Origin of the sequence: Tateyamaria algicola (assembly GCF_047715485.1) — a bacterium.
Lineage (GTDB): Bacteria > Pseudomonadota > Alphaproteobacteria > Rhodobacterales > Rhodobacteraceae > Tateyamaria.
This window is the reverse complement of sequence record NZ_CP180422.1, coordinates 1,287,043-1,310,993: the sequence shown is the minus strand read 5'-3', so window position 1 is coordinate 1,310,993 and position 23,951 is coordinate 1,287,043. Positions and strand designations below refer to the sequence as shown.

The window sequence follows — 23,951 nt, the reverse complement described above, 5'->3', positions numbered from 1 at the left end:
GGGAGGATATCATGTTTCGCCTGTTTGCTCTTTTGACTGCACTTTGTGTCGCCGTGCCTCTGGCCGCTGCCGAGTTGGGGGATGACGGCCTGCACAAGGCGCCGTGGATGCGGGATACATTCAAAGACCTGACCGAAGACCTAGGCGAGGCCAATGCCGAAGGCAAACGCCTGATGATCATGGTCGAACAGCGCGGCTGCATCTACTGCAAGAAGATGCACGAAGAGGTGCTGGTCATCCCCGAGATCGCGCAATTCATCGAGGACAATTTCTTTGTCGTGCAGATCAACATGTTCGGAGACGTGGAAGTCACCGATTTCGACGGCACCGCATTGCCGGAAAAGGAGATGGTCAAGCGCTGGGGTGCCCTGTTTACGCCCAGCATCTACTTTTTCCCGGAAGATGTCGGCGATGACACCACTGCCGTTCAGGCGGCTGTTGCGACCATGCCCGGTGCCTTTGGCCGCTGGACCACGTTCAACATGCTCAACTGGGTGGTGGAAAAGGGATATGAGGGCGATGAGCCGTTCCAGAAGTACCACGCGCGCAAATTCGAGGCGCAGAAGGGCTAGCGACGTCGCTGCATGTGCAAGATGATTGTTGCTTGGAATGCTGCGCATGCAAACAAATACAAAAATTCATGTAGTTGAATTTGATGTTGCGTGATCGCAAATGTGTACAGTAGTGTACCCGCAAGGACCAACAAGAATCGTCCAAGGGAGGGTGCATGAAATACGCATTTGGACTGGCCGTAGCCGCGGCAATCAGCGCATCGACCGCTATCGCGGACGAGGTCAAGCCGACAGCCGTCACGTTCGTGGATGGAACCGTCGAGCAAGCCCTGACGTCCAAGGCCGGGGATCCGGTCGAGGGGCGCAAGGTGTTCGCCAATCGCAAGCAGGGCAATTGCCTGGCCTGTCACATGAACGCCGATCTGGCTGAAGAAGGGTTTCACGGTGAAGTCGGCCCGCCCATGGACGGTGTTGGAGAGCGTTGGACCCAAGCTGAACTGCGCGGCATCGTCACCAACTCGAAGATGATGTTCGAGGGGACCATCATGCCGGCGTTCTACATCGACGCAGGCTATGCCCGCCCGCTGGACGACTTCGCAGGCAAGAGCATTCTGACCGCACAGCAGGTCGAGGATGTCGTCGCATACCTGCTGACGCTCAAAGAGCAGTGATATCACTCGATCGAGGAGAAATGACATGAAACTGACACGGCGCAATCTGCTGATCCTGAGTTCGGCAGGCATGGCGGCGACGGCGATGGGCTCGCTGCCTGCGTTCGCATCGCTGACCGATGACGCAATCACGGAGCTGACCGGCGGTGCGACGCTTGGCGAAGGGGCGATTACACTGACCGCGCCTGAGATCGCCGAAAATGGCAATACTGTTCCGGTCGAGGTGAGCGTCCCAGGCGCGGTCGCCATCACGCTGTTTGCCGATGGCAACCCCGTGCCCAACGTGGCCACGTTCACGTTCGGCCCGCTGAGCGCATCGCGCAGCGCATCCACACGCATCCGTCTGGCTACCACTCAGAACGTCGTCGCCATCGCGCAGATGGAAGACGGGTCGTTCCAGAAGGCATCGGCCAACGTAAAAGTGACCATCGGCGGCTGCGGCGGCTGATCAGATAGACGAGGAGAAACAACATGGCATCTGGTGTGAAACCCCGCGTCAAGGTCCCCAAATCGGCGGCTGCTGGCGACACGATCACGATCAAGACCCTGATCAGCCACAAGATGGAAAGCGGTCAGCGCAAGGACGATGATGGCAACGTCATCCCTCGTTCGATCATCAATCGCTTTACCGCCGACTTCAACGGCGAGAACGTGATCGACGTGACGCTGGAACCCGCGATTTCGACCAACCCTTACTTCCAGTTCGAGGCCGTCGTGCCGGAAACGGGCGAGTTCAAGTTCACGTGGTATGACGACGACGGGTCTGTCTACGACACAAGCAAGAAGATCGAAGTCTCCTAAGAGCGACACGATCCAGCCAGACCCGGTCCGGGTCAGCCAGGGAGGGACCAAAATGAACATGAAACCATGGATGACTCTGGCGGTCGTCGGCTTTGCCGGCGCTGCCTTTGCCCAAGACAGCAACACGCTCACCATCGAAGGTCAGTCCTTTGTCACTGAGACGTCAGCACCTGCACACATGGAGAATGTGGACACGATCTATTCGGGATGGCGCTTCCGTTCCGGCGAAACACAGGCGCTGGAAACCGACGATTTCGACAACCCGGCCTTTGTGTTTGTCGATCAGGGCATTGATCTGTTCGACAAAGTGGACGGGACGGAGGGCAAGGCCTGTTCGTCGTGCCACGAGAATGTCGAGGACTTCGCGGGGCTGCGCACGCAGCTGCCCCGGGTGCAAGACGGCGAACTGGTGACCGTGGAAAACCTGGTGAACGATTGCCGGACCGAGCGTATGGGCGCGGAGCCCTGGAAGTGGTCGGGTGGTCAGATGACGGCCGTAACGGCGCTGATCGGTTTGCAGTCGCGCGGCATGCCGATGGACGTGGCCATCGACGGTGACGCAGCCCCGTTCTGGGAGCAGGGCAAGGAACTCTACTACACCCGCGTCGGCCAGTTGGATATGTCCTGCTCGAATTGTCACGAGGACAATTATGGTGTGATGATCCGCGCGGATCACCTGAGCCAGGGCCAGATCAACGGGTTTCCGACCTACCGCCTGAAGAATGCCAAGCTGAACTCCATCCACGGACGCTTCAAAGGGTGCATGAAAAACATCCGCGCCACGCCGTTCAAGGAAGGCGGGGATGAGTTCAAGGCGCTTGAGCTTTATCTGGCGTCGCGCGGCCAAGGGTTGTCGATCGAGACACCTTCCGTCCGCAACTGATCTGTAACGTGGCCTCGTACCCATGGGTGCGGGGCCAATTTCTCGCGTATAAATTCAAACATACGCATATGTATTAAGGGATTGATCACACATGATCTCGCGGCGTGACATTCTTCAGGTTGGCATGGCGGCTTCGGCCCTTTTGGGAACCTCGGGTTTTGGCAACTGGGCGCGGCTGGCGGCGCAACAGTCGCTGACGCAGGACCAGTTGTTGCAGTTCGACACATTCGGAAATGTGTCGCTGATCCACATCACGGACATCCACGCCCAACTCAAACCCATCTATTTCCGCGAGCCGTCGGTGAACATCGGGGTCGGCGCCAACAAGGGGGCGGTGCCCCATGTCACCGGCGCTGATTTTCGCAAACTCTATGGCATCGCGGATGGCAGCCCCAGCCACTACGCGTTGAGCTCGGGTGACTTCTCAGCTCTTGCACAAGGCTATGGGCGCGTCGGCGGGTTGGACCGTGTGGCAACGGTCATCAATGCAATTCGCGCTGACCGCCCTGACGCGATCCTGCTGGATGGGGGCGATACATGGCACGGCTCTTACACCTGCCTCAAGACGCAAGGCCAGGACATGGTCAACGTCATGAACGCGCTGGAACCGGACGCGATGACGTTCCACTGGGAATTCACGCTGGGATCTGACCGTGTGAACGAACTGGTCGAAAGCCTGCCATTTGCAGCCCTTGGCCAGAACATATTCGACGTCGAATGGGACGAACCGACCGAACTGTTCCCGCCCTACAAGATGTTCGAGCGTGGCGGCACCAAGATCGCCGTGATCGGGCAGGCGTTTCCCTACATGCCCATCGCCAATCCCGGCTGGATGTTCCCGGAATACGCTTTCGGCATCCGGGACGAGAACATGCAGGCCATGGTGGATGAGGTTCGTGCTGCAGGGGCTGAATGTGTTGTCGTCCTCAGCCACAACGGCTTTGACGTCGACAAGAAGATGGCAACGGTCGTCAGCGGCATCGACGTGATCCTGTCGGGCCACACCCATGACGCGCTGCCCGAACCCGTCCTGTCTGGCGAGACGTTGATTTTCCCGTCCGGGTCCAACGGAAAGTTCGTGACGCGGATCGACCTCGACATCCGCGACGGGCGCATGATGGGGTATCGCTCGAAACTGATCCCCATCTTCTCGGACGTGATAGAACCCGACGCCGACATGGCCGCGTTGATTGACGCAGAACGTGCGCCATTCGAGGCCGAACTGAGCGAGGTCATCGGTCAGACCGACAGCCTTCTCTATCGTCGCGGCAACTTCAACGGCACGTGGGACGATTTGATCTGCGACGCGCTGCTGAGTGAGCGCGACGCGGAGATCGCGCTGAGCCCCGGCGTGCGCTGGGGCCCCTCCCTGATCCCCGGTCAGGACATCACGCGCGAGGATATCTTCAACGTCACCTCCATGACCTATGGCAAAGCCTACCGCACGGAAATGACGGGCGAATTTCTCAAGGTCGTGCTTGAGGATGTGGCCGACAACATCTTCAACCCCGACCCCTATTACCAGCAGGGCGGCGACATGGTGCGCACCGGCGGGCTGGGCTACCGCATCGACGTCAGCCAGCCGCAAGGCAGCCGCATCAGCGAGATGACCCTGCTCAAGACGGGCGAGGCCATTGACCCGGCACACGCATACACCGTCGCGGGGTGGGCATCGGTCAACGAAGATACCGAAGGGCCGCAAATCTGGGACGTGGTCGAAAACCACATCCGCAAAATGGGCACCGTCACGGTCAACCAGGACAACAACAGCGTCGTCGTCACAGGCGTATAGAAAAGGGAAACCTCAGACATGGATGATATGTTCAAACCATCCCGACGGGCCTTCCTACGCGGCAGTGCAGCCGTGGCTGCAGGCACCGTTGCAGGGACCGCGTCGGCGAACGGACCCGACCCGCTGATCACCGAATTGCAGGACTGGGCGACCTACACGGGCGCGGGTGTCGATGAAACACCCTATGGCTTGCCCATCAGCTTCGAAAGTGATGTGGTCCGCCGCAACGTGGAGTGGTTGACCGCCTCGCCGATCTCGTCCATCAACTTTACCCCGATCCATGCACTGGACGGCACGATCACCCCGCAGGGCTGCGCGTTCGAGCGGCATCACTCAGGCGCGATCGAACTGTCCAAGCAGGACTTTCGCCTGATGATCAACGGGTTGGTCGATCAACCGCTGGTCTTTACCTATGCCGACCTCGAACGGTTCCCGCGTGAAAACCACGTCTATTTCTGCGAATGCGCGGCCAATACGGGCATGGAATGGGCGGGCGCACAGTTGAACGGTGTGCAGTTCACCCACGGCATGATCCACAACATGGAATACACCGGCGTGCCGCTGCGCACCCTGCTGCAAGAGGCGGGCGCAGACATCTCGCCCGACAAATGGGTCTATGTTGAAGGCGCGGATGCGTCATCAAATGGCCGCTCGATCCCGATGGAAAAAGCCTTGGACGACGTGCTTGTCGCGTTCAAGGCCAATGGCGAGGCTTTGCGTATGGAGCACGGGTATCCGGTGCGCCTCGTCGTGCCGGGATGGGAAGGCAACATGTGGGTCAAGTGGCTGCGCCGCATCGAAGTGACCGATGCCGCCGTCGAAAGCCGCGAAGAGACGTCGAAGTACACGGATGTTCTTGAGGACGGCACGGCCCGTAAATGGACATGGGTGATGGATGCCAAATCGGTCATCACCACCCCAAGCCCGCAATCGCCCGTGGGACATGGTCCGGGGCCGATGGTCATTTCCGGTCTCGCCTGGTCGGGCCACGGCCAGATCACGCGCGTGGACGTGTCCAAGGATGGCGGCATCACATGGGAAACCGCGCGTTTGGGCAAGCAAGGCGATACAAAGGCGCTGACGCGTTTCTACCTCGACACAGATTGGGACGGCAGCGACATGCTGCTGCAATCCCGCGCCATGGATGACACCGGTTACGTCCAGCCGACCAAGGCGCAACTGCGCGAACAGCGCGGTGAAAACTCCGTCTATCACAACAACTGCATCCAGACCTGGTATGTAAACGCACAAGGGATCGCCGAGAATGTCGAAGTCTCCTAATTTCCTTATTCCCGCGCTGGGCGGCACCGCCCTTGTCCTTGGTGTCGCCTTTGGCGTGATGAACCGCGACTATGCCAGCGACAAGATCGAGGTGCTGGAAACGCGGGTCGATCAGGTTTCCGCGCAGGCAAGCACCGCGGCCGACAAGGCGAATGCCGAAGCCGCCCGCGCGGCAGAACTGGAACTGAAGGTGGCCGAGATCCAGGCCGCGGCTGCGGCGCGCGTGACAAGTGGTTCCGTCGCCGAACCTGCACCGCAGATCGAGGGGCGTTATGGCCTGGGCCGCGCCGCCCTCCCCGAAGAAGTGGCCGCGTGGGATGTCGATATCCTGCCCGACGGGCGCGGCTTGCCCGAAGGGCGCGGCGACGTGTTTACGGGCGAAGAAGTCTTTGCCGATGCCTGTGCCTCATGCCACGGCGACTTTGCCGAAGGCGTGGATAACTGGCCCGTTCTTGCGGGCGGGTTCGATACGCTTGGCGACAAGGATCCTGTGAAAACCGTGGGCTCCTACTGGCCATATCTGTCCACGGTCTGGGATTACGTGCACCGTTCGATGCCGTTTGGTGCAGCCCAAACGCTCAGCGATGACGAGGTATATGCCATCGTGGCCTACATCCTTTATTCCAATGATCTGGTGGATGATGAGTTCGAGTTGAGCCACGAGAATTTTGCCGAGTTCGCAATGTACAACGCGGATGGTTTCATCATCGACGACAGGGCCGATACGGAATACGCGAAATGGTCTGTCGAACCCTGCATGGAAAACTGCAAGGACAGCGTGACGATCACGATGCGCGCGACCTTCCTTGACGTGACGCCCGACGATGGCGGCGAGTCGGTGATGAACCACGCCGCCGCAACCGAGGGGCCAACCTTTACCGCTGACACAGCCCCGGCAGAAACGGCGGGCGCAGAGGCCACACAAGTTGCCTCTGTCGATCCCGAAGTGCTGGCGCATGGCGAAAAGGTTTTCAAGAAATGTGCCGCCTGCCACGCCGTCGGTGATGGTGCCAGGAACAAGTCCGGTCCACAGTTGAACGGCCTTCTTGGGCGCACGATGGGGGCCGTGGATGGCTTCAAGTACTCGGACGGATTTGTCGCGGCAGGGGCCGAGGGGCGGACCTGGACGCCGGAAGCGCTTGCCGCCTTCCTTGCCAAGCCCAAGGCCTACATGAAAGGCACGAAAATGGCCTTTGCCGGCCTGAAGAAGGACAAGGACCTCACCGCGATCACGGCCTATCTCGAGACCTTTGCGGAGTAATGATGACCCGCGCGCTTGCATATCTCTTGCCATGGGCCATCGCTGGGCTGCTGTCCCTGCCGGTGCAGGCAGAGACCGGCGATGCCGAGGCGGGTGAAAAGGTGTTTCAGCAGTGCAAAGGGTGCCACCAGATCGGATCAGGCGCCAAGCACCGCAGCGGGCCGCATTTGAACGGTCTCTTCGGACGCAAGGCCGCGAGCCTCGATGACTTCCGCTATTCCAAGAGCTTCGAGCGCGCGGGTGCGGGCGGGCTCGAATGGCATGCGGACACGCTCGATGTGTTCCTGGAAAATCCGCGCGCCATGACAAGCGGAACGCGGATGAGCTTTCGCGGGATCAGGGATCCCAAGGCCCGCGCCGACCTGATCGTCTATTTGCGGCAGTTCTCGGACGATCCGTCGAACATCCCCGAAGCGGACCCGACAGCACAGGCGCAGGATCATGACCTTGATCCGGCCATCCTCGCCCTTGTGGGGGACCCGGAATATGGCGCTTACCTGAGCGGAGAATGCACGACATGCCATCAGGTGAGTGGGGGTGACGATGGCATTCCGTCCATCACGCTCTGGCCCGAGGATCAGTTTGTCGTGGCCATGCACGCCTACAAGAAGAAGCAACGCAATCACCCGGTCATGCAGATGATCGCCGGGCGATTGGGCGACGAAGAGATCGCGGCGTTGGCTGCGTATTTCAAAGACCTCGAAAATTGAGGCGACCCTAGGGAGGAGAGAAACATGACTTTGAACAGACGGACATTTCTTGGAACATCTGCCATTGCCGCGGCAAGCGTTGCCGCGCCGATGGTGTTGGCCGATGGCCATGGCAAACCGCGCGTCGTCGTGATCGGCGGCGGGGCAGGCGGGGCGACCGCGGCGCGCTACATCGCCAAGGACAGCAAGGGCGCGGTCGATGTGACGCTGATCGAACCGACGCGCACCTACTACACCTGCTTTTTCTCGAACCTCTACCTCGGCGGGTTCAAGGAGATTGACGAGATCGGCCACAGCTATGGCGGCCTTGCCGCGAATGGCGTGAATGTCGTGCATGACTGGGCCGTGGGGGTCGACCGTGATGCCAAGACGGTGACGCTGGCGGGTGGCGCATCTCTGAAATACGACAAGCTGATCCTCAGCCCCGGCATCGATTTTGTCGATATGGCCGTCCCTGGCTGGGACATCTCCGCGCAAAACGCGATGCCGCATGCGTACAAGGCCGGTTCACAGACCGAATTGCTCAAGGCGCAACTGATGGCGATGCCCGAAGGTGGCACATTCGCCATGGTAGCCCCACCCAACCCCTATCGCTGCCCGCCCGGACCATACGAGCGCGTATCCATGGTTGCGCACTATCTTAAGGCCAACAATCCAACGGCCAAGATCATCGTGGCCGATCCCAAGCCCAAGTTCTCGAAAATGGCGCTGTTCCAGGAAGGTTGGGCCAACCACTACGAGGGTATGATCGACTGGATCGGGGATGACTTTGGTGGCGGCAATGTGTCCGTTGACCCGGCCAACATGGTGGTGACCATCGACGGCGAAGACACCAATGTGGACGTCTGCAACGTGATTCCGGCGATGAAAGCAGGAAGGATCGCCGACATCGCGGGTGTGACTGACGGCAACTGGGCCCCGGTCAACGCCGCGGACATGTCGACCAAGGCCGACCCGGATGTCTATGTGCTGGGCGATGCCAGCCAGCAGGGCGATATGCCGAAATCAGGCTTTTCCGCCAACAGCCAGGCCAAGGTCTGTGCCAACGCCGTGCGCGGCGCGCTGACGGGATCCAAGGTGTTCCCGGCCAAATTCTCCAATACCTGCTGGTCGCTGATCGACGCCAATGACGGGGTCAAGGTTGGCGCCACATACGAGGCGACGGACGAAAAGATCGCCAAGGTTGACGGGTTCATCTCGCAAACCGGGGAATCCGCCGAAGTGCGCAAGGCCACCTACGAGGAATCCGAAGGGTGGTACACGGGCATCACCACCGACATGTTCGGCTGATCGCAAATAGGCCCCGCCCCTTGACCTTGCTCAAGGGACGGGCTGCGAAACCCGGTCAAAATCGAACGGCATGGGAAAAAGGAGGACTGTCCATGAAACATCTGATTTTCGCCGCTGCCCTCGGTGCGGCGGCAGCAGCGCATGCGGATGAGGCCATCACCGTACCGTTCGATGGCAGTTTCGAGGATGCCGCCTTTGCTCTGGAAAGCGCGATTGTCGGCCAGGGGCTGGTCATCGACTATGTCAGTCACACGGGCGAGATGCTGAACCGGACGGGCCCGGATGTAGGCAGCACGGTCGCGCTGTTCAAAGAGGCGGACATCTACATCTTCTGCTCTGCCGTCCTGTCGCGCGAGGTGATGGAAGCAAACCCGATGAACATCGCCCACTGCCCCTACGGTATCTTTGTCGCCGAGGACGCGGACGGGGTGATGATCGGCTACCGTCAATACCCCGAGGGTGAAATGCAAAAGGTCCAGCAACTGCTGGCCGATATCGTTGCCGAGGCTGCCGAGAACTGATGAACTACCAAGACTTCTTCCGGTCCGAACTCGACCAACTGCGCGACGACGGAAACTATCGCGATTTTGCCGAACTTGAGCGCCATCGCGGCACGTTCCCCCAAGCGACCTGTCACAACGGACCGGGCGAGGTCACCATCTGGTGCTCGAACGACTATCTCGGGATGGGCCAGCACCCTGCGGTGCTAAGCGCCATGCACACCGCGCTGGATCGGACGGGGGCCGGGGCAGGGGGCACTCGCAACATCTCAGGCACCACCCATGACCACGTTTTGCTCGAGGCCGAATTGGCCGATCTGCACGGCAAGGAGGCGGCGCTGCTTTTTACCTCGGGCTATGTGTCGAATTGGGCCGCCCTTGGCACATTGGCGGCGCGCATTCCCGGTTGCGTGGTCCTGTCGGACGCGCTGAACCACGCGTCCATGATCGAAGGCATCCGCCATTCCAAGGCGCAAAAGCTGATCTGGAAACACAACGACCTGCGCGATCTGGAGGCGAAACTGGCCGCGCTGCCGCTGAACCAGCCCAAGCTGATCGCCTTCGAATCCGTCTATTCGATGGACGGTGACATCGCGCCCATTGCCGAGATTTGCGATCTGGCCGACCGCTACAACGCCATGACCTATCTCGATGAGGTGCATGCCGTGGGCCTCTACGGGCCCCGCGGCGGCGGTATTGCCGAGCGTGAAGGGCTGATGGACCGCCTTACCGTGATCGAGGGCACGCTGGGCAAGGCCTTTGGCGTCATGGGTGGCTATATCGCGGCCTCTGGCGAGTTGTGCGATTTCGTGCGTTCCTTTGCCAGCGGGTTCATCTTTACCACCGCCCTGCCGCCAGCGGTGGCAGCCGGGGCCGCAGCCTCGATCCGTCATCTGAAGTCCAGCGGGGCAGAACGCGCGGCGCAGCAGGACCGGGTGGCCGCCGTGCGCGCGCGGCTGGATGAAATCGGCTTACCGCATATCGACAACCCCAGCCACATCATCCCGGTGATGGTCGGCGATCCGGTCAAATGCAAATACATCTCGGACATCCTGTTGCGCGACCACGGTATCTATATCCAGCCGATCAACTACCCCACGGTGCCCAAGGGGACCGAACGTTTGCGGATCACGCCGTCGCCGGTGCATTCAGCGGCGGATATCGACCGGCTGATCCACGCGCTCGGGCAGCTGTGGACCCAATGCGCCCTGGCACGACAGCCGCTGGCGGCACAATAGGTCAGCCAGCTATCGCCGCCCGATCAAGGCGGAAGGTGAGGGCAAGGCTGGTCAGCACCGCGCCCACCCACATGCAGAAGACCGCAAGCCACGCGGTCACGGCAAGCACTGCGCCACCGGACATGCCTGCGCCCACGGCGCAGCCCCCGGCCAGCATGCTGCCGAACCCCATCAACATGCCGCCCAGCAGGTAACGCTCCATCGGTGTGTCAGGCTCGAACCGCTGAATACGCGCCTCGCCTTTGGTCTTTTCCGGATGACCTACCCAACGGTTGATGCTGTGTCCTTGATCTGGCGCAAACCCGTCGATCACTCGAACTCCATCTGCTCGTACACCCGGCCCGCATTGCGCGTGGCCAGCTCCTCGAACGTATCGAGATGGGCGTAGGGCGATTGGTCGACATAGTAGGCGTCGGCCAGATCGCCGCCCGCCTCCAGATGCGCCCCGACGACTGCGCGCAGATGCAAAAGGTAGTCGCGTGTGTACCGCCGGACCTGCGCCATGTTGGTCGGATGCCCATGCCCCGGAATGACATAGGTGGCGCCAAGTGGTTCAAAACAGCAGTCCCATGTCTCGATCCAGTCAAATATGATGGTGTCTTCGAAAATCGGCAACATCCGCTCGTGAAAGGCCATGTCGCCCGCAATCACCATGCCCTGTTCGGGCAACCACACCTGCGTGTCGCCGGGGCCGTGCGCGGGGCCCAGATGCAGCACCTCGATGCGGAACGCGCCCATCTCGATGACCTCATTGTCTTCGAACGTGTGGGTCGGCGGCGCGACAAAGGTGCCCTCGGCCTTGTCACGATTGTACCGCTTCATGTTCTCGAGGATGCGATTGCCCCGCTCTTCGATCTCGTGGGCGGCATCCACATGGGCCAGGATGGGCACACCCTGTTCTGCCCAATACGAGTTGCCCAGCATCGCGTGACCCTGCCCGTTCTCGTCAATCACCAGCTTTACCGGCTGATCGGTGATCACCTTGATCTCGTCATGCAGGGCCTTGGCCAACAGGTAAGCCGCGCCGCCATTGATCACGACAACTCCGTCGCCAGTCACGATAAAGCTGAGGTTGTTGTTGTGGCCGCTGTTTTCATAGGTCGGAGGCGCGGTTGCCCCGATGGCCGACCACACATGCGGGATGACCTCGACAGGTTTCGAGTACAGAAGCGATCCCGGATACTGGTCCGCAATGTCTTCGCTGGCGAAGACGGGTAGGGCCACGACGGCCAACAGTGCAAGAAGGCCGCGCATCATGCCGCTCCGGGTACAAAGACATACCCCTCTGCATCCCGGTCGACCCGGCCCATACCGCCCTCTGGCAGGTGAAAGCCGACGATCTGTATGTCTTCGGATGTGATCCGGTCAAACAGCATTTGCCGCGTCTGGACCGCCAACGCGCCGTCCTGGTCCGAGCCGCTGATCCACTCCGGTTTGCGAAACCCGACATGGTGATTGCCGATTGCATCGCCGAGGATCAGGGCACTTTGGGTGCCACTGCGGATCTCAAAGCTCATGTGGCCAGGCGTGTGTCCGGGGGATGACACGGCGGCGATACCGGGCAGCACCTCTTGCCCATCATCAAAGAACGCTACGCTATCTTCGATGGCTTCCATCCGGCGTTTGGCCCCCACAGCAAAGGCGGCGCGCGCGTCGCCAATCGTGTTCACCGTTTCCGGGTTCCACCAATAGTCCCACTCGGCCCGGCCCATCATGTAGGTCGCGTTGTAGAAAAGCGGGTCGTCAAATTCATCGAGCAACCCCCAGATGTGATCCGGATGCGCGTGGGTAAAGATGACATGCGTCACGTCCTCGGGCGCGACACCGGCAGCGTTTAGGCTGTTCAGGATCTGACCTGCCGTCGGCATGAAATCAGGCCCCGCGCCAACGTCGAACAAAACGGTCCGCTCTTGATCCTGATACAGCGCGAGATTGCATTCCGGGGTCAGGTGATCGTTTGAAATGCCGAAATCAGCAAGAATTGGGGCGAGCTGATCCTGTTGCATCGGCTCGAAAATGAAACTTCCCGGCAGCACCAGGCTTCCGTCGCTGACGGTGGTGAGTGTTGCTGCACCGATGTCGGCGCGCAGCAGTTTGGGGTGCAGTGACAACGCCGCAGCAGACAGCGCGGCACCGCGTGACAGGAATGACCGTCGGTTGAAGTTCATCTTTACCCCCATAAATTCTTATATGCGAATATTTACGAATTTAGGAGCATAAAGCAAGATGCAAGGCGTTGGTTGGCTGAACGAGATCGGGTGTTTGTGCCGGGCTTAGCGCAGGCGCGCCAGTACGTCTTGGGTCGCAACGCCTGTGACATCCAGGCCCTGACGCCGTTGAAAATCGCTGATGGCGGCCTTTGATTTTGTGCCGATGACGCCATCGGGTGTCCCGACATCATAGCCGCGCCGCGCCAACCCGCGTTGGACGGCCAACCGATCCGCCTTGGTCAGCCCATTGGCATCGGGGGGAAGGTGCCTCGCAGTGGCCCAGCCCCGGCGATCCGATCCGCAAGATGACCAACGCCAATCGCGTAGAGGTCTGAGTTATTATAGCTTTTCAGCACATTGAAGTTGCGCGTGACGGTGAATTGCACCCCGTCGCGTTGCGGCTGGATCGTGCGCCCCGTGGGGCCACCGGTGCCAGATTCTGCCCCCCATTTCAAACCGCTGCGCCAGCCGTTGCGCGACAGGTAGCTCGCGGTCGAGGCCAGCGCGTCCGCGGGGTCGCTGCCCCAAATGTCGCGCCGTCCGTCGCCCGTGAAATCAACGGCAAAGGATTGATAGGATGTGGGGATAAACTGCGTATGGCCCATCGCCCCGGCCCAACTGCCGGTCAGTTGCGCCAGTGTCGTGTCGCCGCGATCAAGAATGCGCAACGCGGCCAGCAGCTGCGATTCATAAAAGTCACCTCGACGCCCGTCATAAGCGAGGGTCGCCGTGGCAGAAATCACCGGTATCTCGCCCCGTTTCTCGCCATATTGGCTTTCCACACCCCAGATCGCGGCCACGATATACGCGCTGACGCCATATTGTGCTTCGATGGCGCGCAGCGTTCCGGTGTTTCTGGAATAGGCGGCACGCCCCTTGGCGATCCGTTCGTCAGAGGCTGTGATCGACAGGTAATCTTCGAGGGTGCGGCGGGTTTGGATCTGGTTTCCGTCGCGGGTGACGACGCCGGGCAAATACCCCGCATCGGCAAACGCTGCATTCAAGGTCGCGGCACTGATCCCCGACTGGGTTGCACGGGGCTTGAACGCCTGCACCCACGCATCGAAACCAGGATTGCGGGTGGGTCGCAAATCCGCTGGCAAACCACCCCCGCCCGAGGGTGCCCGGGAGGGTGTCCCGCCCGTACAGGCGGCAACACTCAACGTGGCGCAGGTGGCAAGGAAATGACGTCGGTTCAGGTTCATCTTGGCGGTGAGGATAGCGAGGACGGGGCAAATGGAAAGGCGATAATGCGGCGGACGGCGGGGCGCTGCTCCATGCGCGCGCGCACGCCGAAACGGGCAGAACGAATGCGCAAGAAACGGTTGGTGCGGTTTTGGACAGCGTCGGACAACTGGGGACATGCCAAACAAACCCGGACGCCACGATGCAACACGCCCAATCAACGTCCCTCGGTCGAAACTTTGCCTGTCTTGCCTGGTCCAACCTTCTTGCCCAATCGGCGGAACAGATAGTGCTGGCGGCGGCCCCCTTGATTGCAGTGATCGTTCTGGGCGCGTCAGTGGCGCAGGTCGGCTGGCTGCAGGTGGCGCTGACCATACCGTTTCTGGTGGTGGCGATCCCCGCCGGTTTGCTGGTAGACCGGATGCCGCGCCAAAGGCTGATGGCGACTGCCGAGGCGGTGCGCGCGACATCGCTGGCAGTGATCATCGCACTGCTCATGGCCGATCAACTGACGCTTGGGGTGCTGGGGCTTGTCGGGATGATCGGATTGTGCGGGACCGTTGTCTTCACTGTGGCGGCACCTGCGTTGGTCCCGTCCCTTGTGCCCTCAGTCCACTATGGCAGGGCGAATGGCCGGCTTGAACTTGCCGCAACGTCGGCTTTTGTCGCGGGGCCTGCCATCGGGGGCGCCCTGGTGGGCTGGACAGGCGCTGCGGCGGCTTTCGCGCTCGCCTGTGGGCTTTCCATTGCGGCGGCGACGTTGCTGGCGCGCATCGTTGAACCTGCGCGCGCGCCCGTTGCCACGAAACACCCATGGAGAGAGGTGCGGGACGGGGCGGCCTTTGTGTTCGGGCATCCCTATCTCGCCCCGGTCTTTGCCACTCAATTCGTTTTTAACGCCGCCTTCTTTGTCCTCATGGCGGTGTTCGTGCCTTACGCAATCCGCAATCTGCACCTGTCAGCATCGGAAACGGGGGCGATCATGAGCCTGTTGGGGCTCGGCATGCTGGGCGGGGCCTTTCTGGCGCCAAGGATGCTGCACTTGCTGCCATTCGGCACTTTGATCGCCGTTGGCCCGATATGCGGGTTCGTCGCGTCACTCCTGATGGTGATCACGATCTGGGTGCCATCGCCCTGGCTTGCCGCCATCAGCTTTCTGCTGCTCGGCATCGGGCCGACGCTGTGGGTGATCAGCACCAACACATTGCGCCAGTCCGTGACCCCGAACGCCCTGCTGGGGCGTGTGTCGGCCATCAACGTTTTGTCCCGCGGTGCGCGCCCACTGGGTGCGGGCATTGCCGCGCTGGTCGGCGGTGCCTTCGGCGCGCAGGCGTGCCTGTGGGTGGCCATGATCGGCTTTGGGCTGCAGGCGGCGATCATTGCCCACTCGCCCGCGGTCACTTTGAGGAAACAGCCGGTGTAAAGTGGTGGAACAGGTCATGTAGGATGGCCTGCGACTGCCGGCAGTCCGCGACACCTGGCCTGCACACGAAATGCAACGGGGGTGCGCCGGGAACACTGGCGACAGCCAGCTCTCCGTAAGGTCCGCCGGCCTTGCGGATCAGGCAGTCGATTTCATTGGTCCAGATCATCGCGACATCACCGGTTTCGACACGCTCGCGGATATGGTGTTTCAGGGTGTCGGTGTGGTGTGGCCACTGCGCTGGCAGCACGTCCTTGATCGAGGGGCAGACACCGACCCGAAACTTCTTGCCGTTGATCTCTGGCGCTATGGCTTCGGTCGCTGCGGTCAGATCTTCAAAGACCTTGGTGACGGCAGGCAGATAGGTTTCTGCCTCATGGGTCAAGAGCAAGCCGTGCGGCAGGCGGCGAAACAACGCAATGCCCAACGACGCCTCGAGTTTCTTGACCTGCTGGCTGACCGCGCCGGCCGTCACCCCCAACTCGCTTGCGGCCGTCTTGAAGCTGAGATGCCGGGCCGCGGCCTCGAAAGCGCGCAGGGTGTTCAATGATGGAAGCCTGTAGGTCATGTCGATCCTTTCCGCCCAAGAATGGCACAAATGATCGCCAATGCAGACTTAGTATTTCTATGCCTCTGCCAGAGGTCTTCTGCGTTGAGAGGGCGGCCCCGTGGCGCATAGCGTTGCGGCGAACCTCGAACCAGTGAAAGGCGCGCCATGACCCTCGATTACATCACGTCCCCGCAGGCACACACGCTCAACAGCGGATACGCGCAATGCGTTGCTGTGTCGGGTGGTGCGCGCACTGTCTATGTCAGCGGACAAATTCCGGTGCGCCCCGACGGCAGCGTGCCCGACACGTTTACCGCGCAGGCAGAACAGGCCTGGGCAAACGTCGAGGCACAGCTTGCGGCGGCGGGTATGGGCATGGGCGACATCGTGCGCCACACGACATACCTGTCGGATCGCAAATACCGCGCCGAAAACAGCGCCGTGCGAAAAAAGGTCCTGGGCGCACACGAGCCTGCGTTGACGGTGATCATCGCCGGTATTTTCGACGAAGCGTGGCTGTTGGAAATCGAAGCGGTGGCAGCACAATGATCAAGGATGAGATGACCACACTCCACTACAGCGCAGTCCGGGATCGGGGGCGGATTTACCTCGCAGTGTTTCGCGAACTGTCGGCGCGCTACGGTGAGGATGAGACCGTCAGTGTCATGCGTGCCGCCAGCCGGGCGCATGGGCTGGAGGTCGGCGCATCGCTTGCCCACCTTTCGCCGGACGACTTTCAAGGCATGCTGCAGGCGTATTTCCTTGGGCCGGACGAGGGCGCAACCTATGCGCCCAAAGTCAGGGAACTGAGCGACAACTGCCTTGATGTCCAGATGATGACCTGCCCCCTCAAGGACGGGTGGCTGGACATGGGATGCAGCAAAGAAGAGGTATGCACACTGTTGCGCTGCGCAACCGCGTTTGACGAGGCGGTCTATGAAACCGCCGGTTTCAGCTATGAATTGGAGCCTTGGGCGCCGGGCAGGGCCGGATGTTGCCGAACGCGATTAAGCGTAAAGGCGTGAGGATAAGGCGCTAGGTGTGCCTATCTTGACCGAGCGCTTTCCCGAATAGCTGCGCCATCAGACGACCCGATCAATGGCGTCGCCCAGCTTGCTCACCAACTCATTGATCTGATCATCCGCGATGATAAAAGGCGGGGCGAGCAGGACATGATCCCCAATCCGCCCATCGCGCGTTCCCGGCATCGGATAGCAGATCAATCCGGCCTCAAAGGCCGCTGCCTTGATCTTGCCAGCCAGACCGCGCGCCGGATCGAACGGTGCCTTGGTTTCCCTGTCGGCGACCAGTTCGATCCCCTGGAACAGGCCACGCCCCCTGATGTCTCCGACATGGGGATGTTGCCCAAAGCGTGTGTGCAAGGCGGCGGCCAAGGTTTTGCCCTGCGTGGCAGACCGCTGCACGAGGTTCTGGTCGAGGATCTTTCGCACCACCGCCAGACCCGCGGCGGCGGCAACGGGATGCCCGAGGTAGGTGTGCCCGTGTTGAAAGAACCCGCTGCCGTCCTTGATCGCGTCGTAAATGACGTCGGTGCACAGCATCGCGCCGATGGGTTGATACCCGGCCCCAAGGCCCTTGGCGATGCACAGGATGTCCGGGGCAATCCCGTCTGCCTCGCAGGCGAACAGATGACCCGTGCGCCCCATCCCGCACATCACCTCGTCCAGGATCAACAGAACGCCATATCGGTCGCAAACCTCGCGAACGCGTTTGAAATACCCCTCGACCGCAGGCACCGCGCCAAGGGTCGCACCGACCACCGGTTCCGCCATGAAGGCCATGACTGTGTCGGGCCCGAGGCGCAGGATTTCGTCCTCCAGCTCTTGCGCGGCGCGCTGCCCGTACTCCGCAGCACTCTCGTCATCGGCGCGCAGAACATATTCGTAGCAGGGCGCGATGTGGCTCACTTCGACCAGCAGCGGTTCGAATTGGCGTTTGCGCAGTGCGTTCCCGCCCGCCGCCAGCGCACCCAGCGTGTTGCCGTGATAGCTTTGCTGGCGCGCAATCAGATGCCGCCGCTCGGGCTGTCCCGTTTCGACAAAGTACTGCCGCGCCAGCTTGATCGCCGCCTCGGTCGCCTCAGACCCGCCAGAGACGAAATAGACCCGGTCCAATCGCCCCGGCGCATGTGCGGCCAGCAAATCCGCCAGCGCCTCCGCAGGTTCGGAGGTGAGAAAACCGGTATGGGCAAAGGCGAGGTCGGCCACCTGCTGTTGTACCGCCGCAATCACATCCGCATCGCCGTGCCCAAGGCAGGACACCGCTGCACCACCCGACCCGTCAAGGTAGGCCTTGCCCGTGTCGTCATAAAGATAACAGCCCGCGCCGCGCACCGCGACGGGCGGGGTCTTGTGGCAGTGACGAGGAAAGACGTGGGACATCAGAACACTCCGTTGGGTTGAGCATGATTGGCGTCGCGTGAACCTGTTACCACATGTGTATGCAATGCAGTTCGCAAGGACGCCACTGCCGTTGCGTTGTCGGGCCAAACGGTTCCGGCTGGCGCAACGTGGTTGTTTTCGAAGCCGACTCGCAGGTTACAGCCCATGTCGGCTGCTGCCAACAGACACGCCTGTTCGTCCGGTCCAAAGGCGCAGACAGTGACGCGCAGCCCGGCCCGGTGCGCAAGATCCACCAGTGGCTTCACCTCATCCGGCCTGCCCGCGCGCGGCGGGTCATATCGGCCCAGAACGAGTATGGCATCCCGCATGGTTTCGGGCGCCCAGCCGCGCGCCCACCAGTCTTGCAACTGATCGAGGCAGCCGGGGCCATAGAGGATGTGTTGCACATCCGTTTTGTGCGTCGATGCCGTGGCATAGACCTCTGCCACCATTTCAGGCGCTCGCGCTATTTCGCGGATGGCGATACTGGCCGCTGCGGGTTTCAGGGTTTGCAGCAGACGCAACTGGTCTGCGACGTCGTAGCGCGCCCCGGCCTCGGTCGTGATTTGAATGCCCATGCCCGGCGCGCTTTGCGACACCGCCGCCATGGCATCTCTGTAGATATCCGGATCAAGGCTGTGACGCCCTTGTGCGTCACGCACATGCAGGTGAATTGCATCAGCACCCGCGATTTGGCAGGCGTACGCGGTCTGCGCCAACTCCTGCGCCGTCATGGGAAGGGCGGCATGATCTGCCTTGCGCAAACGCGCGCCGTTCGGGGCGACGGTGATCCTGGGAATGGGGTTCAAGGTCGCATCCTCAGGCCCTTCGGATCGAAGGCGGGCGCGATCTGCATGCGGCCCGGCACCCTGACCCCGGCAATGTCCAGCGTGATGATGGCCCCGTCCTGCACATCGCTGACATGCGCCAACGCGATGGGCGCACCAACACGGTAGCCATAGGCGGCCGAGGTGGTTTGCCCGATGATCCGGTTGCCCAGATACACGGGTTCATGCCCAATCGGCACCGCATCATCGTCGTCCAACAGGATGGTCACCAGCGATCGCGTCTCGGTCTTGACCCGCTCCGCCAATGCGTCTGCGCCGACAAAGCCGCCCTGCGTCTTGGCCATGCCTTCCATACCTGCACCCACGGGGCTGATATCGCTGTCCAACTCGTGGCCCATGGCCGCAAACCCCTTCTCGATCCGCATCGAGGTCTGTGCAAACAGGCCCGCGGGCCGCGCGCCGGCTTGGGTCAGGGCCGCATAGATGGCCGGGGCGTTTCCCGATTTGCAAGTGATCTCCCAGCCCGCTTCACCGACATAGGACATGCGCACCGCGCGCACGTGCTTGCCTGCGATATGCGCCGGGCCCACGTGGAAGTAACCGAGATCGTTCAACTCGGCTGCGCCGACTTCAGCGGCAATCCGGGCGGCCTCTGGCCCCATGAGGCCCAGAACGGCGTAATCTTCGGTGCTGTCGGTCAGGGTGACGTCAAAGCCTGCCGAATGCCGGGCCAGCCAGGCCAGATCGCGCTTGATCGCGTTGGTTCCGACAAACAGGCGATAGTGATCATGCCCGATGCGGTGAGCGGTGAGGTCGGACTCGTATGTGCCACGTGCGTTCAGCACGGCGGAATAGATCGCGCGTCCTGCGGGGCGATCCATGTTGCGCATGCAGACATGTTGCAGAAAGGCGCAGGCGTCTGGCCCCTGGACCTCGATCTTGCCAAAGGGGGAGGCGTCAAAGATCGCGGCGCTTTCGTGGGCGGCCTGTACTTCGGCGCGGACGTTTTCGAACCAGTCGGGGCGCCCGAATGACATCTGCGGCTGATGCGTCTTGCCGAAGTAAAGAGGGCGTTCCCAGCCATAGACCTGCCCCATATGGGCCTGCGCCGCGCGATACTCCGCATCCAGGGGCAGGCGGCGCAGATCACGGGCCGTTTTCAACTGGCGGCCGGGATAGGCAATTTCGTAATGCGTGCCCAGGATCTCGGGTGCGCGGGCCATCAGGTGATCGACCGAGTTGAATACCGGTGCAAAGCGTTTCGCATCCGCTTCGCCCAGATCGTAGGCTGTGTGCCCGTGCACGATGCAATGGGCCAGGTTCATGCCGGCCCCGCCACCCGACGCCATGCCGACCGAGTTCATCCCGCACCCCAGGAACAGGCCGCGCGTTTCAGCAGTCTCGCCCAGCATGAACATCCCGTCGGGCGTAAAGCTCTCTGGCCCGTTGAGCAGCATCTTGACCTCCGCCGTCTCGAGCGCGGGCAAACGGTTGAGGGCGTTCAACATCATCGGCTCGAAATGGTCCCAGTCCTCGCCCAGCAAGCCGAATTCGAAATCCTTGCCCAGAACGCCCGGAGCGATGGGTTTGCCCATGGGTTCGAAACACCCGACCAACAGGCCGCCGCTGTCATCCCGAATGTACAGATGGTTGTCGTGGTCGCTGAGCGTTGGCATGTTGCCCGTGATGCCATCAATGGGCTTGGTCAGCAGATAGAAATGCTCGCAGGCGAGGGCGGGTACCTCTGCGCCCGCCATCGCCCCAATCTCGCGCGACCACAGCCCGGCACACAGGGCAATCGCGTCGCACCGTATCGTACCTTGTGTGGTTTCCACGCCGGTGATGCGGCCATCGCGGGTCAAAACGGCGGTGACCCCTGTCTTTTCAAAAATGCGGGCGCCGCGCGATTTTGCACCTTTGATCAGTGCGGCGCACACGTCCGAGGGTGACACACGACCGTCTTCGGGCGACCACACGGCGCCCAGCACGTCATCCGCATTCATCAGGGGCCAGCGTTCCTTCGCTTCGCCAGCGCTGATCCAGTTGGCTGCAATGCCATAGGCGTGGGCCAATGCCTCTTGGCGGCGTACATGTGTGGCCCGATCCGGTGTGGTGGCAATTGACAGGCTGCCCTTTTGTATCCACCCGACATTCTGCCCGGTTTCCTGTTCAAGGCGGGAATACAGATCGACCGAGTACTGGATCATGCGCGTCAGGTTGTGCGAGTGCCGCAAGGCGCGCACCTGCGCTGCGGAATGCCATGTGGTGCCGGACGTCAGCGTGTTGCGTTCAAGCAGGACAGCATCGGACAGGCCCATTTCCGCCAGGTGATAAAGGGTAGAACAGCCCATGATGCCGCCCCCGATGACGACAACGGAAGCATGGGAGGGGAGTGCGGAATCTGACATGGTGAGTCCCTTGGTTGCGCTCAAATGAAACATTTGTTTCAAAAGTTGACAAGACGGAAAACAATTGAAACAGTCAGTTTCACGCCGCATTGGGGGATTCGTGGACGACACCGTGACCATTCAGGACCGCATCAACGGGTCCTATGCCGGGCTGAGCGACAAGCTGCAGATTGCAGCAAAGTATGTGGCTGAGAACCCGGTCGATGTGGCCACGCGGTCCTTGCGCGCTGTCGCATCGACGAGTGGCGTGTCGCCCGCAACGTTTTCCCGGCTGGCGCGCGCGCTGGGCTATGTCGATTACGAAGAGATGCGCGAAGATGGCCGTGAAGCCGTCGAACGCAAGATTTCACCCTTTTCCGAGCGGGCGCATTCGCTGCGCATTGCCGCCTCTGAACAGGAAAGCGCGGCGATCCTGCGGCACCAGGCAGCGGCGTGCATCGCCAATATCGAAACGCTTCAGGGCGCGATTGACCCGGCACGACTGGATGCGGCAGTGCAGTGTCTGCACGATGCGCGCACGGTGTTGCTGGTCGGGGCCAAAGGGTCGGCCGGGATCATGGACTACTTTGCCTACATGGCCCATTGGTTCAAGGCCAACTGGAAGACGGTGGGGCGCAATGGCACCGAACTGTCACCCTCGCTCTCGCGGCTTGGCCCCGGGGATGTGGTGTTTGCACTGGCCAAGGCACCTTATGCGCGCCGCACCATCGCCGCCCTAAAGGTCGCAAAAGAGGCAGGTGCCGTCACATTGGTCATTACCGACAGCCGGACGTCACCCGCGCTGCAATTTTCCGATTACGGCTTTGTCACCTCGACAGAAAGCCCGCAATTCTTTTCATCATATGTCGCAACGCTCGTGCTGATGGAGGCAATTGTCAGCATGTTGCTTGCGCGCGCAGGCCCCGAGGCCGAGGATATGATCCGCGCCGCTGAAATACAGATTGACCGCCTGGGAGAAAACTGGGCCTCATAACCAAGAACCGCAAACCTCATCAGGGAGAAAACCATATGTTTGTGAAAAATATTCTTACGGGCGCAGCGCTGGCCGCGACCTTGGGTCTTGCCGGGGCGGCAAGTGCCCAGCAGACCTTTATCACCATCGGCACCGGCGGTGTGACCGGCGTCTACTACCCCACCGGTGGCGCGATCTGCCGTCTGGTGAACAAGGGACGCAAAGAGCACGGCATTCGCTGCTCGGTCGAATCGACGGGTGGTTCTGTCTACAACACCCGCACGATCCGTGAGGGCGAACTGGACTTTGGCGTCGTGCAGTCGGACGTGCAATCGGCGGCCATCGAAGGTGTGCGCGCCTTTGACGGTGACGAGCCTTACGGCGATCTGCGGGCCGTCTTCTCGGTCCACCCCGAACCGATGCACGTGATGGTGCGCGGCGACAGCGGCATCGACAGTGTCGGTGCAATGAAGGGCAAGCGCGTCAACATCGGCAACCCCGGGTCCGGGACACGGGTTCTGGCGGATGTTCTGATGGAAGCCGCTGGCGTGTCGCCATCTGATTTCGCCCTGGCTGCCGAACTGAAGTCCTCCGAGCAATCCGCCGCCCTGTGCGACGGCAAGATCGACGCCGCCATCTGGGCCGCCGGTCTGCCCAATGGCTCGACCATGGAAGCGACATCGACCTGTGACATCAAACTGCTGGACCTGACCACATCGGGCACAGACAAGGTGCTGTCCTCCAACCCGGCCTATGCTGCGGCCACGATCCCCGCGGGCCTGTACCCGGGCAACGAAGACGATGTGGCCTCCTGGGGCCCCAAGGCGACCTTCGTGACAGATGCGAAAACGCCTGACGAGGTGGTCTATGTGCTGGTGAAGTCGATCTTTGAAAACTTCGATGACTTCAAGAAACTGCACCCCGCCTTCGGTCGCCTGACAGAAGAGCAGATGATCAAGGACGGTCTGTCTGCACCGCTGCACCCCGGTGCCGCAAAATACTATGCCGAGCGTGGCTGGATGTAATCCGGCATCGCCATGACAAAGGTTCCGGCCCCGCGTTGCGCGCGGGCCGGAGCACACCCAAAACAAGAT

The 23,951-nt window shown here is 61.3% G+C and carries 24 protein-coding genes and 1 pseudogene; 17 read left to right on the top strand and 8 right to left on the bottom strand.

Features of this window, described 5'->3' with window-relative positions:
* Nucleotides 1-11: 11 nt before the first annotated feature.
* The 12 genes from ACMHLQ_RS08810 (at nt 12) to hemA (ending at nt 10,939) form a co-directional block, all read left to right on the top strand.
* Nucleotides 12-572, top strand: a complete 561-nt coding sequence (locus ACMHLQ_RS08810) for a SoxW family protein (RefSeq protein ID WP_415404402.1) — start codon at nt 12-14, stop codon at nt 570-572.
* 155 nt (nt 573-727) lie between these two features.
* The gene (gene soxX, locus ACMHLQ_RS08805) at nt 728-1,183 is read left to right on the top strand and encodes a sulfur oxidation c-type cytochrome SoxX (protein ID WP_415404401.1); all 456 of its coding nucleotides are present in this window, start codon (nt 728-730) and stop codon (nt 1,181-1,183) included.
* 25 nt (nt 1,184-1,208) lie between these two features.
* The gene (gene soxY / locus ACMHLQ_RS08800; protein WP_415404400.1) at nt 1,209-1,631 is read left to right on the top strand and encodes a thiosulfate oxidation carrier protein SoxY; all 423 of its coding nucleotides are present in this window, start codon (nt 1,209-1,211) and stop codon (nt 1,629-1,631) included.
* Nucleotides 1,632-1,654: 23 nt separating this feature from the next.
* Nucleotides 1,655-1,984 carry a thiosulfate oxidation carrier complex protein SoxZ gene (soxZ, locus tag ACMHLQ_RS08795; protein ID WP_415404399.1) on the top strand — a complete coding sequence of 110 codons (330 nt, stop codon included), beginning with the start codon at nt 1,655-1,657 and terminating at the stop codon, nt 1,982-1,984.
* Nucleotides 1,985-2,036: 52 nt separating this feature from the next.
* Entirely contained in the window at nt 2,037-2,867 is an 831-nt protein-coding gene (gene soxA, locus ACMHLQ_RS08790) for a sulfur oxidation c-type cytochrome SoxA (RefSeq protein ID WP_415404398.1), read from the top strand.
* Between the two features lie 91 nt (nt 2,868-2,958).
* On the top strand, nt 2,959-4,659 hold the full coding sequence (gene soxB / locus ACMHLQ_RS08785) for a thiosulfohydrolase SoxB (RefSeq protein WP_415404397.1): 1,701 nt from the start codon (nt 2,959-2,961) through the stop codon (nt 4,657-4,659).
* Between the two features lie 18 nt (nt 4,660-4,677).
* Nucleotides 4,678-5,940: a sulfite dehydrogenase gene (soxC, locus tag ACMHLQ_RS08780; protein ID WP_415404396.1), complete on the top strand. Its 1,263-nt coding sequence runs from the start codon at nt 4,678-4,680 to the stop codon at nt 5,938-5,940.
* A complete protein-coding gene (locus ACMHLQ_RS08775) occupies nt 5,924-7,201 on the top strand; it encodes a c-type cytochrome (protein WP_415404395.1) in 1,278 nt (425 codons plus the stop codon). Before soxC ends, ACMHLQ_RS08775 begins: the two co-directional genes overlap by 17 nt.
* Nucleotides 7,202-7,203: 2 nt before the next feature.
* Nucleotides 7,204-7,911, top strand: coding sequence for a c-type cytochrome (locus ACMHLQ_RS08770; protein WP_415404394.1), 708 nt, complete (start codon nt 7,204-7,206; stop codon nt 7,909-7,911).
* Nucleotides 7,912-7,935: 24 nt separating this feature from the next.
* A complete protein-coding gene (locus ACMHLQ_RS08765) occupies nt 7,936-9,201 on the top strand; it encodes an FCSD flavin-binding domain-containing protein (RefSeq protein ID WP_415404393.1) in 1,266 nt (421 codons plus the stop codon).
* Between the two features lie 92 nt (nt 9,202-9,293).
* The gene (locus tag ACMHLQ_RS08760; RefSeq protein ID WP_415404392.1) at nt 9,294-9,722 is read left to right on the top strand and encodes a DUF302 domain-containing protein; all 429 of its coding nucleotides are present in this window, start codon (nt 9,294-9,296) and stop codon (nt 9,720-9,722) included.
* A complete protein-coding gene (gene hemA, locus ACMHLQ_RS08755; protein ID WP_415404391.1) occupies nt 9,722-10,939 on the top strand; it encodes a 5-aminolevulinate synthase in 1,218 nt (405 codons plus the stop codon). The genes ACMHLQ_RS08760 and hemA overlap by 1 nt, the downstream gene beginning before the upstream one ends.
* Nucleotide 10,940: 1 nt before the next feature.
* Here hemA and ACMHLQ_RS08750 read toward each other — a convergent pair whose 3' ends face one another.
* From ACMHLQ_RS08750 to ACMHLQ_RS08735, 4 genes and pseudogenes are all read right to left on the bottom strand, one after another.
* Nucleotides 10,941-11,252: a YeeE/YedE thiosulfate transporter family protein gene (locus ACMHLQ_RS08750; RefSeq protein ID WP_415404390.1), complete on the bottom strand. Its 312-nt coding sequence runs from the start codon at nt 11,250-11,252 to the stop codon at nt 10,941-10,943.
* On the bottom strand, nt 11,249-12,196 hold the full coding sequence (locus tag ACMHLQ_RS08745; protein WP_415404389.1) for an MBL fold metallo-hydrolase: 948 nt from the start codon (nt 12,194-12,196) through the stop codon (nt 11,249-11,251). The genes ACMHLQ_RS08750 and ACMHLQ_RS08745 overlap by 4 nt, the downstream gene beginning before the upstream one ends.
* Nucleotides 12,193-13,107 (bottom strand): MBL fold metallo-hydrolase, encoded by a 915-nt coding sequence (locus ACMHLQ_RS08740; RefSeq protein ID WP_415404388.1) that lies wholly within the window; start codon nt 13,105-13,107, stop codon nt 12,193-12,195. Before ACMHLQ_RS08740 ends, ACMHLQ_RS08745 begins: the two co-directional genes overlap by 4 nt.
* Before the next feature lie 105 nt (nt 13,108-13,212).
* Nucleotides 13,213-14,354, bottom strand: a pseudogene (locus ACMHLQ_RS08735) (lytic murein transglycosylase).
* Between the two features lie 182 nt (nt 14,355-14,536).
* On the opposite strand from ACMHLQ_RS08735, the gene ACMHLQ_RS08730 reads away from it, so the two are divergent.
* The gene (locus tag ACMHLQ_RS08730; RefSeq protein ID WP_415404387.1) at nt 14,537-15,757 is read left to right on the top strand and encodes an MFS transporter; all 1,221 of its coding nucleotides are present in this window, start codon (nt 14,537-14,539) and stop codon (nt 15,755-15,757) included.
* Here ACMHLQ_RS08730 and ACMHLQ_RS08725 read toward each other — a convergent pair.
* Nucleotides 15,732-16,325 (bottom strand): LysR family transcriptional regulator, encoded by a 594-nt coding sequence (locus ACMHLQ_RS08725; protein ID WP_415404386.1) that lies wholly within the window; start codon nt 16,323-16,325, stop codon nt 15,732-15,734. The two genes, ACMHLQ_RS08730 and ACMHLQ_RS08725, sit on opposite strands and share 26 nt — an antisense overlap.
* Before the next feature lie 147 nt (nt 16,326-16,472).
* Between ACMHLQ_RS08725 and ACMHLQ_RS08720 the strand changes: the two genes are divergently transcribed.
* On the top strand, nt 16,473-16,856 hold the full coding sequence (locus ACMHLQ_RS08720) for a RidA family protein (protein ID WP_415404385.1): 384 nt from the start codon (nt 16,473-16,475) through the stop codon (nt 16,854-16,856).
* Nucleotides 16,853-17,332: an L-2-amino-thiazoline-4-carboxylic acid hydrolase gene (locus ACMHLQ_RS08715; protein ID WP_415404384.1), complete on the top strand. Its 480-nt coding sequence runs from the start codon at nt 16,853-16,855 to the stop codon at nt 17,330-17,332. Before ACMHLQ_RS08720 ends, ACMHLQ_RS08715 begins: the two co-directional genes overlap by 4 nt.
* A gap of 57 nt (nt 17,333-17,389) precedes the next feature.
* Here the strand turns inward: ACMHLQ_RS08715 and ACMHLQ_RS08710 are convergent, their stop codons facing one another.
* Genes ACMHLQ_RS08710 through ACMHLQ_RS08700 form a run of 3 tightly spaced genes read right to left on the bottom strand, consistent with a single transcriptional unit; the run spans nt 17,390 to nt 21,905 of the window.
* Nucleotides 17,390-18,709, bottom strand: coding sequence for an aspartate aminotransferase family protein (locus ACMHLQ_RS08710; protein WP_415404383.1), 1,320 nt, complete (start codon nt 18,707-18,709; stop codon nt 17,390-17,392).
* On the bottom strand, nt 18,709-19,518 hold the full coding sequence (locus ACMHLQ_RS08705; protein WP_415404382.1) for a 3-keto-5-aminohexanoate cleavage protein: 810 nt from the start codon (nt 19,516-19,518) through the stop codon (nt 18,709-18,711). Before ACMHLQ_RS08705 ends, ACMHLQ_RS08710 begins: the two co-directional genes overlap by 1 nt.
* Entirely contained in the window at nt 19,515-21,905 is a 2,391-nt protein-coding gene (locus ACMHLQ_RS08700) for a GcvT family protein (protein WP_415404381.1), read from the bottom strand. Before ACMHLQ_RS08700 ends, ACMHLQ_RS08705 begins: the two co-directional genes overlap by 4 nt.
* 100 nt (nt 21,906-22,005) lie before the next feature.
* On the opposite strand from ACMHLQ_RS08700, the gene ACMHLQ_RS08695 reads away from it, so the two are divergent.
* Both ACMHLQ_RS08695 and ACMHLQ_RS08690 read left to right on the top strand, forming a co-directional pair.
* A complete protein-coding gene (locus ACMHLQ_RS08695; RefSeq protein WP_415404380.1) occupies nt 22,006-22,878 on the top strand; it encodes a MurR/RpiR family transcriptional regulator in 873 nt (290 codons plus the stop codon).
* 35 nt (nt 22,879-22,913) lie between these two features.
* Nucleotides 22,914-23,882, top strand: a complete 969-nt coding sequence (locus tag ACMHLQ_RS08690; protein WP_415404379.1) for a TAXI family TRAP transporter solute-binding subunit — start codon at nt 22,914-22,916, stop codon at nt 23,880-23,882.
* The last annotated feature ends 69 nt before the right edge of the window (nt 23,883-23,951 follow it).